The following is an 11,897-nucleotide window of genomic DNA, read 5'->3' as shown; positions in this document are numbered from 1 at the left end:
CGGTCTTCCTCAGGCGTTGGCTTTGGCGGGCAGAACATCGTTGGCGATCATTTCGCCGAACGGCCCGGTGAGGTTGGTGACGCCGCGTCCGGCCAGGCTCGCATACGGCTCGGGCAACAGCGGGAACACCAACTCGGCAAAGCGGTAGGCCTCTTCCAGATGCGGATAGCCGGAGAAGATGAAGCTCTCGATGCCCAGATCTGCGTATTCCTTGATCCGCGCCGCCACTTGCTGCGGATCGCCGACCAATGCAGTGCCGGCACCGCCGCGCACCAGGCCGACGCCGGCCCACAGATTGGGCGAGATTTCCAGATTGTCGCGGCGCCCGTCGTGCAGGGCGGCCATGCGCCGCTGGCCTTCGGAATCGAAGCGGGAAAAGGATTTCTGCGCGGCCTCGATGGTTTCGTCGCTGATGTGTTCGATCAGTTTGTCGGCGGCTTTCCTGGCTTCTTCCGCGGTCTCGCGCACGATCACGTGCAGACGGATGCCGAACTTCACTTTTCGTCCGTGACGGGCGGCGCGTTCGCGCACATCGGCGAGTTTTTCGGCGACGGCGGCCGGTGGTTCGCCCCAGGTCAGGTACACGTCGACCTGCTCGGCGGCCAGATCATGGGCCGCGTCGGAGGAACCGCCGAAGTACAGCGGCGGGTAGGGTTTTTGCACCGGTGGATACAGGGCTTTGGCGTTTTGCACCTTCAGGTGTTTGCCTTCGAAATCCACCGCCTCGCCTTGCAGCACGCGACGCCAGATCCTGAGGAATTCGTCGGTGACTTCGTAGCGTTCGCTGTGACTGAGGAAACTGCCGTCGCCACGGTTTTCGTCGGGGTCACCGCCGGTCACGACGTTGATCAGCAAGCGACCGTTGGACAGTCGATCCAGGGTCGCGGCCATGCGCGCCGAGACGGTCGGCGAGATGATCCCCGGACGGATCGCCACCAGATAACGCAGGCGTTCGGTCAACGGCACCAGCGCCGAGGCGATCACCCAAGAGTCTTCGCAGGATCGCCCGGTGGGAATCAGCACACCGTGGTAACCGAGGCTGTCGGCGGCTTGCGCCACTTGTTTCAGGTAATTGAGGGTGACCGGGCGCGCGCCTTGGGTGGTGCCCAGATAGTGGCCGTCGCCGTGGGTCGGGAGGAACCAGAAAACATCCATGAACAGCTCCTTAAGCGATTTTCAGCAACGGTTTGAGGTGTGCACCGAACAGCGGCGCGGCGCGTTCGGCGGCCAGACGGATCCGCGCTTTCAGCGGCTCGCTGGTGATCTGGTAATCCGCGAAATCGGCCTCGGTGGCGTACACGCCGATCGGCAGGGTCACGGCCTGGAAGAAACTGAACAGCGGGCGCAACTGGTGATCGAGGACCAGCGCATGGCGTTCGCTGCCACCGGTGGCGGCGAGCAGCACAGGGGTGTCGATCAGCGCATTCAGATCGATCAGGTCGAACAGGTGCTTGAGCAGTCCGGGATAGGAACCGCGATACACCGGCGCCGCGACGATCAACAGATCAGCCTGCTCGATGGCTTGCAGCTCGGCTTCGATCTCGGTCGGCAGCTCTTGACGGGACAGTGCGGCGCCGAGCGGGCGGGCGATGTCACCGAGTTCGATCAGATGACTCTCGACCGGCAGGTGCCCGGACAGTTCGGTCAGCAGGGCCTGGGTCAGCACCAGAGTGCGCGATGGACGCCAGGTTCCGCCGGACAGGGCGACGACTTTCAATGGACGCGGCATGGTCAGTTCCTTTTTCAACAGTTGCTCGGCGAGCAGTGAGTAGTCACTGGAGCGGAGCAAGCGCTGTACCAATTCCTGTGAGGCCCGTATTCCGGGGCTTTGAGCGTTGTCGGGGGCTGTGGTCCTGTGAATATCAGGCCGGTTTGTTGAACCGCTGTTGCCTGGGAAACAGTTGCTGGAGCAACACTGCCGAACGCGATGAAGGATTTATAAAGGCTGACTGTTATTCCGTAAAAGACTGTTAATTGATATTGATAGGTCTTTTGAGAATATAAAGGGCGAATCCTGCCCGAATTCTGATAGCCACTATTGAGAGCGTTGATTTCTGCCACGACGAGCCCGGGCGTAGCCTTTCTCCATCGACCCACACTGCTCGCCAGGACGCTCCCATGAATCGTTTACTGACTGTTTCCCTGATGTTCGCTGTCTCCGTTCTCGCCGGTTGCGCGAGCCACGTTTCCCCGGAATTGCGCCCTTACACGGCGGAAGAAACTCGCGAACTGGCCCTCGAAAGTCTGAACCGTCGCGGCTTGTCCTTCGAGGAATACCAGGTGAAAAAAGCCGAATTGCTCGGCCAGCCACAGAAGCCTTTCGGGTTTGACAACAAGGGTGAAATGAGCGCCGAGCGGGCCGTACAGCTGCACGGTCGTCCCAGCTGATCCGTAACTGTACTGCTTGAAGTTTTACCCAACTGTCCGTGGGTTTGAGCGGCGCCGTGGGATAGGGTCAACACCTGAATGACCCTGACGGACTGCCTGCCATGACCCTCTCGCTTGACCTGCTGCTGGGCTTTGCCCTGTTTGCCCTTGTCACCTCGATCACACCGGGGCCGAACAACACCATGTTGCTGGCATCGGGCGTGAACTTCGGCTTTAACCGCACCATCCCCCATATGCTCGGCATTACCTGCGGCTTCTTCGTGCTGGTGGTGGCGGTGGGTTTTGGCCTGGGCGCGGTGTTTCAGACTTATCCGCTGCTTTATACGGTCCTGCGTTACGTCGGCGCGGCGTACTTGTTGTACCTGGCGTGGAAAATCGCCCATTCCGGCCCGGTCGGCGAAAGCGAATCCGGCGAGGCGAAACCGATCAGCTACCTCGGCGCGGCAGCCTTCCAGTGGGTCAATCCCAAGGCGTGGATCATGGCCATTGGCGCCATCAGTACCTACACGCCAATGCAGGGTTATTTCACCAACGTGATCGTGATTGCGGCGGTGTTCGCCATCATCAACCTGCCGAGCGTCGGCGTCTGGGCGGCGTGCGGGACCCTGTTGCGTAACGTATTGAAGGATCGCCGCTGGTTGCGGGTGTTCAACTGGGGCATGGCGGCGCTGCTGGTGATTTCGCTGTATCCGTTATTCCTTGAAAGCTTTAGCTGACGCAGTGCTACAACCGCCAGCCCGATGCCTGTTAAAGTCGCGTTCAGGAGCGTTCCTACGCACTTTTAAATGAAGTTGTTCTTCTTTAACGGCATCCGATCAGGTATTGATGACGCTCTCGAACCCGGACGCAGCTCACAAGGCTGCGTCGTGCCGTTTGTAGACACGAGCTTCCTGATCCCGGAACACGCTCTGCGAGTCTTTTTATGAACACACGTCCGCTGTATTTCGATTACGCCGCCACCACCCCGGTGGACGAGCGGGTCATCCAGGTGATGATCGAGTGTCTGGGTTTCAACGGTAACTTCGGCAACCCGGCCTCCAGTTCCCACGCCTTCGGCCAGCAGGCCCGGCAAACGGTCGAGAACGCTCGCCGGCAAGTCGCCGAACTGGTCGGTGCCCAGGCGCAACAGATCGTCTGGACCTCCGGCGCCACCGAATCCAACAATCTTGCCCTCAAAGGCGTCGCCCAGGCACGTGGCGTGTCCGGCGGCCACATCATCACCAGTCAGATCGAACACAAAGCCATCCTCGACACCGCCCGGCAATTGCAGGACGCCGGTGTTGCCGTGACCTATCTGGTGCCGGACGCCGACGGCCTGATTACCCCGCAAGCGGTCAGCGAGGCGATGCGCGATGACACCTTTCTGGTGTCGCTGATGCTGGTCAACAACGAGCTCGGCACGGTCAACGACATCCCGGCCATCGGCGAAGTGGTGCGTGGACGCGGGGCCTTGTTCCACGTCGATGCGGCGCAAGGCGCCGGCAAGGTGGCGATCGATCTGGCGCAATGGCCGGTGGATCTCATGTCGTTTTCGGCACACAAGCTCTACGGCCCCAAAGGCATCGGTGCGCTGTACGTTGGCCCGCGTGCTCAACAGCGTTTGCAGGCGCAGATTCACGGTGGCGGCCACGAGGGCGGATTGCGTTCCGGCACGCTGGCGACGCATCAGATCGCCGCGATGGGCTCGGCGTTTGCCCTGGCCGCAGAAGCTTTCGATGACGAGAAGAAAACCATCGTCGCGTTGCGCGAGCGATTGCTCGAACAACTGTTGAGCCTGCCCGGCGTGCGCCTCAACGGCAGCGCCAGTCAGCGTATCCCGCACACCTTGAGCCTGACCTTCAGCGAAGGCGAGTTCAACCCGGCGGCGCTGAGCCATTCGATCGCGTTCTCTGCGACCTCGGCCTGCAATTCTGCGAGCAATACACCGTCCCACGTTTTGCTGGCGCTGGGGCACGATGCGCATTTGGCCGGCCGTACCATTCGTCTGAGCCTCGGTCGTTTCACCACCGCCGAGGACATCGACAAGGCTGTAGATCTGATCAAGACCGCCTGCGCCAGTGCTCCGGCATTCTGGGCGACAGGGCTTTAACGAGCCGGCTTCGAACGGCACCGAACAATAACGATGAAGTGATTGGCAGGAGACACGATGAGTACCCAGACTTTGACCGAAGGAACGGTTCCCCAGCGCCTGGCGCACACCCGCGAACTGATGCGTCGCGAAGGCATTCACGCACTGCTGGTGCCATCCGCCGACCCGCACCTGTCGGAGTACCTGCCGGGTTACTGGCAGGGGCGGCAATGGTTGTCGGGTTTTCATGGCTCGGTCGGCACGTTGATTGTCACCACCGATTTTGCCGGGGTCTGGGCCGACAGTCGTTACTGGGAACAGGCGACCAAGGAACTCAAGGGCAGCGGCATCGAACTGGTGAAACTGCAACCGGGTCAGCCGAGCCCGCTGGACTGGCTCGCCGAGCAGACACCGGAAGGTGGCGTGGTCGCAGTCGACGGCGCGGTAATGGCCGTGGCGTCGGCGCGAACCCTGGGCGGCAAGCTCGAAGCGCGGGGCGCCAGTCTGCGTACCGACCTCGACCTGTTGAACGAAGTCTGGAGCGACCGTCCGGGTCTGCCGAACGCGCCGATCTATCAACACCTGCCGCCGCAGGCGACCGTCAGCCGTGGCGAGAAACTCGCCCAGCTGCGTGACACCTTGCAGGAACGCGGCGCGGACTGGCACTTCATTGCCACCCTCGACGATATCGCCTGGCTGTTCAACCTGCGCGGCGGCGATGTGTCGTTCAACCCGGTTTTTGTTTCCTTCGCCCTGATCGGTCAGCAACAGGCCACGCTGTTTGTGGCGTTGAGCAAGGTCGACGCTGATCTGCGCGTCGTGCTGGAAAAAGACGGCGTGACCTTGCGCGACTACAGCGAAGTTGCCGAGGCCTTGGCTGCAATCCCGAACGGCGCGAGCCTGCTGGTGGATCCGGCGCGGGTAACCAGCGGCCTGCTGGGCAACCTCGACAGCGGCGTGAAACTGGTCGAAGGCCTGAATCCGACCACATTGGCCAAATCACAAAAAAGCCCGGCGGATGCCGAGCACATTCGTCAGGCGATGGAGCAGGACGGCGCGGCGCTGTGTGAGTTCTTCACCTGGCTGGAATCGGCCTGGGGCCGCGAGCGCATTACCGAGCTGACCATTGACGAAAAACTCACGGCGGCTCGTGAGCGTCGCCCGGATTATGTGTCGCTGAGTTTCAACACCATCGCTGCATACAACGCCAACGGGGCCATGCCGCATTACCATGCCACCCCGGAAGAGCACGCGGTAATCGAGGGTGACGGCTTGCTGCTGATCGATTCCGGCGGCCAATACCTGGGCGGTACCACCGACATCACACGTATGGTGGCGGTCGGCACGCCGAGCGCAGAACAGAAACATGACTGCACCCGCGTGTTGAAGGGCGTGATCGCGCTGTCCCGCGCGCATTTCCCGAAAGGCATTCTGTCGCCGCTGCTGGATGCGATTGCCCGTGCGCCGATCTGGGCCGAGAACGTGGATTACGGCCATGGCACCGGTCACGGCGTAGGTTATTTCCTCAATGTGCACGAAGGTCCGCAGGTGATCGCCTATCAGGCTGCGCCCGCGCCGCAAACTGCCATGCAACCGGGGATGATCACCTCCATCGAACCGGGTACTTACCGTCCGGGTCGCTGGGGTGTGCGGATCGAGAACCTGGCAATGAACGTAGTTGCCGGAAGCAGCGAGTTCGGCGAGTTCCTCAAGTTCGAAACCCTGACCCTGTGCCCGATCGACACCCGTTGCCTGGAACCGTCCTTGCTCACGCAGGAAGAGAAGCAGTGGTTCAACGCCTATCACGCCGAAGTGCGCAAGCGTTTGAGTCCGTTGCTCAGCGGTGAGGCACTGGCGTGGCTGAATACGCGCACTGCCGCTATTTGATGGGTTGAAGCTCGGGCGCTGCTGCCAGCGCCCGGGTCATGTACTCGACAAACGCGTTGACCCTGGCGGACTGACGACGGTTCGCCGGGGACACGGCGTGTATCGGCAGTGATCGGGTCTGGTAGTCCTGCAACAGGGCGATCACTCGACCGGCCTTCAAGTCCTCGCTGAACAGCCAGACCGGTGACAGCGAAATCCCCAATCCTCCCAGAACCATTTCGCGGATCGCTTCGGAGTTGTTGCTCTGGGCGTTGCCTTTGATGCGCACCTCGTGGCGCTGGCCGTCCTTCTCGTAAGTCCACAGGTTTTGCGATTCGAGCAGGTTGAATTGCAGGCAGTTGTGCTGCGCCAGATCCTGCGGCGATTGCGGATGTTCGTGGCGTTGCAGATAAGCAGGTGCTGCGACGGTGACACGATGTGTGGTGCCGATGCGCCGGGCGATCATGCCACTGTCGTTCAATTCTCCGATGCGCAGGCTGACATCCAGGCCTTCGCTGACCAGATCCAGGTTCTGGTCGTTCAGGTGCAGGTCGATCTGAATCTGTGGGTATAGCTTGAGAAAATCGGGGAGTCTTGGAGCGATCTGCAGGCGGCCGAAGCTGACCGAAGAGCCGATGCATAACGCCCCGGCGACTGTTTCCCGACCGGACTGGAAACTGTGTTCGGCCGCATCCACCGCGGCAAGAATATTCCGGCATTCGTTGTAGTACCGCTGACCTTCATCGGTCAGCGACAGCTTGCGCGTACTGCGGGCAATCAGCTTGCCGCCCAGCTGGATTTCCAGGGCGCGCAGGACTTTGCTGATGGTTGGTTGGGTGGTCTGCAGCTCCCGGGCGACGGCGGAGAAACTGCCGCGCTCGACCACCCGGACGAAGATTGCCATTGCGTTGAGCTTGTCCACGAAGCGCCTCATTCATGCCGGTTTGGCATGATCACTATAGTCATTCGGCGTCTTATCGGCATGAGTCGGTTGAAAGAACATGGCTTCACTTTCTCCCACAGGAATGACCGAAATGACTGACTCACTGCACATGAATGCCCTGATAGTGGACACCGCCAATGGGCCGCTACACTTGGTTTCCCTTGAACGCCCCGTGGCGGGTGCCGGACAGATATTGGTGCGGATCAAGGCCAGTGGTGTGAATCCGCTGGATCTGAAAATCCGTGCCGGGCAGGCCGCCCATGCTCGACAGCCGTTGCCGGCAGTGCTGGGGCTGGATCTGGCGGGTGTGATCGAAGCGGTGGGTGAAGGCGTGCAGGGGTGGGCATCGGGCGATGAGGTTTATGCGTTGGCGACCGGCATTGGCGGCGTGCAGGGTTCGCTGGCGGAATTTGCGGTGGTTGATGCGCGGCTTATGGCGCGTAAGCCGGCCAATCTGAGCATGCGTGAGGCCGCAGGGTTACCGCTGGTGCTGATTACGGCGTGGGAAGGCCTGGTTGATCGGGCTCGGGTGAGTGCCGGGAAAAAAGTATTGATTCACGGTGGGGCGGGTGGCGTCGGGCATGTGGCGGTGCAAATTGCCCGCGCGTTCGGTGCCGAGGTTTTTGCGACGGGCTCCGCAGGGCAACGCGGGATTATTGAAGGTTATGGCGCAACGTTCATTGATTACCGAGAGATGTCGGTTGACGACTATGTCCGCGAGTACACGGCGGGGGAGGGGTTCGATATCGTTTATGACACGGTCGGCGGTGAAACGCTGGATGCGTCGTTCAAGGCTGCGCGCATCTACCACGGGCATGTGTTGAGTTGCCTCGGGTGGGGGCAGCATAGTCTGGCGCCGCTATCTTTCCGCGGTGCGACCTACTCTGGTGTGTTTACCTTGTTGCCGCTGCTGACTGGAAAGGGTGGCGAGCATCATGGCGAGATCCTGCGCCAGGCTGCCTTGTTGATCGAAGCCGAAGAGGTGAAGCCGCTGCTCGATGCGCGTCGGTTCACGCTTGAATCGGCCAGTGAAGCCCATGAACTGCTTTCATCGAAAGCAGCCCGGGGACGTCTGGTGGTAGAGATCTAGCGCAGGGCTTCTTCAACGAAGTCGAGCCGGTCCTGACCGAAGAACAACTGATTGTCGATGAACATGCTCGGTGCACCGAAAACGCCACGTTTCACGGCTACCTCGGTGTTGTCCTTGAGGGCAGTCTTGACCGCTTCATCATTGGTCAATGCCAGTACCTGCTCAGGATTGAAGCCATGTTCGTTCAGCACCGCTGCAACCGTTGCCGGTTCATCGAGGCTGCGACCCTCAACCCACAGGGCTTTGAACAGACAATCGATGAACGCCTGGAAGCGCTCCGGGTGGCGCAATTGAATGCCGGTCACCGCCCGCATCAGCATCAGGGTATTGATCGGGAAATGCGGGTTGAATTTCAGGGGTACGCCGTAGCGCTTGGCGTAGCGGTCCAGGTCCTGAAACATGTAGCGGCCCTTGGCCGGGATCATCGCCGGTGAGGCGTTGCCGGTGGCCTTGAACACGCCGCCCAGCAGCATCGGGATATAAATCAGCTGGCTGCCGGTCTTGGCGCAGATTCCTGGCAGCTGGGTGTACGCCAGATAGGTGGCGGGGCTGCCGAGGTCGAAGTAGAACTCCACGGTTTTGCTCATGATCGCTGCACTCATTGTTGTTATTGGAAGGGATTACCAGCGTTCGTTCCAGGGGCGCAGGTCCAGCTCGAAAGTCCAGGCGTCCCTTGGCTGGCTGTGCAGGTACCAATAGTTCTCGGCGATGTGCTCGGGATTGAGAATACCGTCCTGATCCTTGGTGGCGTATTTGTCGGGGAAATTGCTGCGGATGAAGTCGGTGTCGATGGCGCCGTCGACCACGATGTGGGCGACGTGAATGTTCATGGGGCCGAGTTCCCGGGCCATGCTTTGCGCCAGTGCGCGGATGCCATGTTTGGCGCCGGCGAATGCGGCAAAACCGGAAGCGCCACGCAGCCCGGCGGTAGCACCGGTGAACAGAATGGTGCCGCGCTGGCGGGTGACCATGCGCTTGGCGACTTCGCGGGCATTGAGGAATCCGGAGAAACAGGCCATTTCCCAGATCTTGAAATACTTGCGAGCGGTTTCTTCGAGAATGCTGCAAGGCACATTGGCGCCGATGTTGAAAACGAATGCTTCAATCGGCCCGAGACGGGTTTCGATATCTTCGATCAGCGCAATCACGTCTTCTTCCTTACGCGCGTCGCAGGCAAAACCGTGGGCTTCGCCGCCGTCTGCCTGGATGGCTTCCACCAATGGCTGCAATTTTTCGGCGCTGCGCCGTGTGACGCAAGCGATGAAACCTTCCTTGGCAAACCGCTTGGCAATGGCACCGCCCGTGGCATCACCTGCACCGACAACCAATACGACCTTCTTGTTATTCATGGGTAGATCCCTTTAGTAAACGATCGTTAAGTGAACGAACGTTATGCTAGGATTTGCCCAGCGTCAAGGCAGTCCATTGCGAGGGCAAATACATGCGGTACTCCGCCGGTCACAAACTTGAAACCAAGGAAAAGCTACTGCAAAGCAGTTCGCTGTCTGCGAAAAAAAACGGGTTCTCAACAATGGGCGTTGACGGACTGATGAAGGCGATTGGCCTCAGTGGCGCGGCGTTCTACAGTCATTTCTCGTCCAAAGATGCCTTGTTCGCGGCTATCGTCGAGCGCGAGTTGTGCCAGAGCCTGGAGCGGCTGGGCGGACGGGGTGAACAGGATCGCGAACGTTTGGAGCGGTGCCTGAGGCTGTATTTGAGCATGGCTCATGTCGAACAACCTGAGCTGGGTTGTGCCTTGCCGGCACTGGGCGCTGAGATTGCGCGCTCGGATGTTGTTGTCCGGGAACAGGCGGAACTGTGGATTTGCCGGCTTCAGGAAAGTTGGGCGCAGATTCTGGAGAGCGACAGCCTGGCCTGGGCGATTCTGTCGCAATGTGTCGGAGCATTGGTGGTGGCGCGGATGTTGGCGTCCCCGCAGATTCAGCAGCGGGTGCTGGAGTCCAGTCACGAAGCAATCGGCCGCCAGCTCGCCGTTCAGCGAGCACAATAGTGGCGATGGCTTATTTGCAGATGACGATCATGCTTCGGCTGGTATAGCCGGCGGGGTTGAGGCCGAAGGGATAATCACCCGGCTCTTCTACCGCATCCCCTGATTTGGCGATGACTTTGTAACCCTTTGGCGCGCAGGAGTTGGCGGCACTGGTGTAGCACTTGTCCCAAGAGGAGGAGAGCCCTGAACAGTTGATGTGCAGCCCTTTTTTGCCGTGCTTAACCTGAGCCTTGGAGGTCGCCGCGCATCCCGAAATGGCGAGTATGGCGATCAGTATCAAAATTCGTTTCATTACCGTCCTTATAGCGGCCTCGAGTCTGGCGCTCGGGTCTGCCTGCATTCGCTCTCGCTTGACGCGTTCCGATGTCCCTATCCGAAAAAGTCCATATCTGGCACTGAGTTGCGAGGCTAAACATGGCCTAAATGAGCGGCAAATGCCAGACCTTCGTTACAACCGCTTTCAATCTGCCGCAATCACGGGCTTGGCGTGGCTGCCCATGGTCATCGTTGCACCGACGGAAGCCAGAATAATGCACAGGATGGCCATCCATTGTGACAAGGAGAGATATTCCTGCAGGAACAGCAGCCCCGATAGCGCACCAAATGCCGGCTCAATGCTCATCAGCGTACCGAAAGTACGAGCGGGCATACGGGTGAGTGCGACCATTTCCAGGGTGTAGGGCAGGGCGGTGGAAAGTATTGCGACACCAATGGCTAGCGGGATCAATGACGGCGTCAGCAATGCGGCGCCGGCGTGGACGATGCCGATGGGGGCGACGAACAGCGCTGCGATCATCACGCCCAGTGCGGCCGTCGTCACGCCGTTGTCAGCGCCGGCCTTTTGACCGAAAAGAATGTAGAGGGCCCAGCAAACACCAGCGCCCAGCGCATAGGCCACACCGGTAAGGTCGAGACCCGCTGTCGTCGCACCTGTTGGTATCAATAGCAGCAATCCGACGGCGGCAAGGGCAATCCAGAGGAAGTCGATTGCACGACGGGACGCGTAGATGGCGACGGCCAGCGGCCCGGTGAACTCCAGCGCAACCGCGATGCCGAGCGGCACGGTGCGCAAGGACATATAGAAGAGGAAGTTCATGCCGCCCAGCGCCATCCCGTACACGATCACGGTGCGCAGCGATTTGGCCGTCAACTTTGCCCTCCAGGGTCTCAGCAATAGCAGCATGATCACGCTGGCGAACATCAGGCGTAGCGTCGTTGTGCCTTGGGCGCCCACAATGGGGAACATGCTTTTGGCCAGAGACGCGCCTGACTGGATCGATGCCATGGCGATCAATATCAGGCCAACCGGAAACAGGATGGATACAAGACTGCGGGGTTGGTCGTTCATTGCGCGGCATCGTCCGATAGTAAAGGCAGTAGAAGGCACTAACTGAGTGATGGGCAATATACTGCGCATTCGCTGGTGTTGCGTCTATATATAAGCGGGCTTTTTGAGTCGACTGATAGAAAAACCAAATTAAGGGTTGACGGCAGATTCTGGAGGCCTATAATTCGCCCCACTTCCGGCGCA

The 11,897-nt window shown here is 60.1% G+C and carries 13 protein-coding genes; 6 read left to right on the top strand and 7 right to left on the bottom strand.

The genetic code is table 11. The annotated features are described in order from the left end of the window. Window positions 1-9: 9 nt before the first annotated feature. Complete coding sequence (gene ssuD / locus ACKLNA_RS19050) at window positions 10-1,155, bottom strand: FMNH2-dependent alkanesulfonate monooxygenase (protein ID WP_408986743.1); 1,146 nt, start codon at window positions 1,153-1,155, stop codon at window positions 10-12. 10 nt (window positions 1,156-1,165) lie between these two features. Beyond that, complete coding sequence (msuE, locus tag ACKLNA_RS19045; RefSeq protein ID WP_408986931.1) at window positions 1,166-1,729, bottom strand: FMN reductase; 564 nt, start codon at window positions 1,727-1,729, stop codon at window positions 1,166-1,168. A 389-nt stretch (window positions 1,730-2,118) separates the two neighbouring features. Here msuE and ACKLNA_RS19040 point away from each other — a divergent pair, with 389 nt between their 5' ends. The 4 genes from ACKLNA_RS19040 to ACKLNA_RS19025 all read left to right on the top strand — a co-directional run bounded on the left by ACKLNA_RS19040 (window position 2,119) and on the right by ACKLNA_RS19025 (window position 6,343). Next, window positions 2,119-2,388 carry a hypothetical protein gene (locus ACKLNA_RS19040; RefSeq protein ID WP_408986742.1) on the top strand — a complete coding sequence of 90 codons (270 nt, stop codon included), beginning with the start codon at window positions 2,119-2,121 and terminating at the stop codon, window positions 2,386-2,388. A gap of 101 nt (window positions 2,389-2,489) precedes the next feature. Beyond that, a complete protein-coding gene (locus ACKLNA_RS19035) occupies window positions 2,490-3,104 on the top strand; it encodes a LysE family translocator (protein WP_408986741.1) in 615 nt (204 codons plus the stop codon). Between the two features lie 206 nt (window positions 3,105-3,310). Next, a complete protein-coding gene (locus tag ACKLNA_RS19030; protein ID WP_408986740.1) occupies window positions 3,311-4,477 on the top strand; it encodes an aminotransferase class V-fold PLP-dependent enzyme in 1,167 nt (388 codons plus the stop codon). Between the two features lie 57 nt (window positions 4,478-4,534). Then, complete coding sequence (locus tag ACKLNA_RS19025) at window positions 4,535-6,343, top strand: aminopeptidase P family protein (RefSeq protein WP_408986739.1); 1,809 nt, start codon at window positions 4,535-4,537, stop codon at window positions 6,341-6,343. Here the strand turns inward: ACKLNA_RS19025 and ACKLNA_RS19020 are convergent. Next, window positions 6,336-7,244, bottom strand: a complete 909-nt coding sequence (locus tag ACKLNA_RS19020; protein ID WP_408986738.1) for a LysR family transcriptional regulator — start codon at window positions 7,242-7,244, stop codon at window positions 6,336-6,338. The two genes, ACKLNA_RS19025 and ACKLNA_RS19020, sit on opposite strands and share 8 nt — an antisense overlap. Window positions 7,245-7,356: 112 nt before the next feature. Between ACKLNA_RS19020 and ACKLNA_RS19015 the strand changes: the two genes are divergently transcribed. Further along, window positions 7,357-8,355 (top strand): zinc-dependent alcohol dehydrogenase family protein, encoded by a 999-nt coding sequence (locus ACKLNA_RS19015; RefSeq protein ID WP_408986737.1) that lies wholly within the window; start codon window positions 7,357-7,359, stop codon window positions 8,353-8,355. Here the strand turns inward: ACKLNA_RS19015 and ACKLNA_RS19010 are convergent. Beyond that, window positions 8,352-8,942 (bottom strand): 2-hydroxychromene-2-carboxylate isomerase, encoded by a 591-nt coding sequence (locus ACKLNA_RS19010; protein ID WP_408986736.1) that lies wholly within the window; start codon window positions 8,940-8,942, stop codon window positions 8,352-8,354. The genes ACKLNA_RS19015 and ACKLNA_RS19010 overlap by 4 nt on opposite strands. A 33-nt stretch (window positions 8,943-8,975) precedes the next feature. Further along, complete coding sequence (locus ACKLNA_RS19005) at window positions 8,976-9,704, bottom strand: SDR family oxidoreductase (RefSeq protein ID WP_408986735.1); 729 nt, start codon at window positions 9,702-9,704, stop codon at window positions 8,976-8,978. Window positions 9,705-9,796: 92 nt separating this feature from the next. On the opposite strand from ACKLNA_RS19005, the gene ACKLNA_RS19000 reads away from it, so the two are divergent. Next, window positions 9,797-10,366 (top strand): TetR/AcrR family transcriptional regulator, encoded by a 570-nt coding sequence (locus tag ACKLNA_RS19000; protein ID WP_408986930.1) that lies wholly within the window; start codon window positions 9,797-9,799, stop codon window positions 10,364-10,366. A 10-nt stretch (window positions 10,367-10,376) separates the two neighbouring features. On the opposite strand, the gene ACKLNA_RS18995 is transcribed toward ACKLNA_RS19000, so the two are convergent. After that, entirely contained in the window at window positions 10,377-10,658 is a 282-nt protein-coding gene (locus ACKLNA_RS18995; RefSeq protein ID WP_085711012.1) for a hypothetical protein, read from the bottom strand. 168 nt (window positions 10,659-10,826) lie between these two features. After that, window positions 10,827-11,714: a threonine/homoserine exporter RhtA gene (rhtA, locus tag ACKLNA_RS18990; RefSeq protein WP_408986734.1), complete on the bottom strand. Its 888-nt coding sequence runs from the start codon at window positions 11,712-11,714 to the stop codon at window positions 10,827-10,829. Between the last annotated feature and the right edge of the window lie 183 nt (window positions 11,715-11,897).

It is taken from the genome of Pseudomonas sp. UV AK001, assembly GCF_046097675.1.
GTDB lineage: Bacteria > Pseudomonadota > Gammaproteobacteria > Pseudomonadales > Pseudomonadaceae > Aquipseudomonas > Aquipseudomonas kribbensis.
This window is presented reverse-complemented; position numbering and strand designations above follow the sequence as displayed.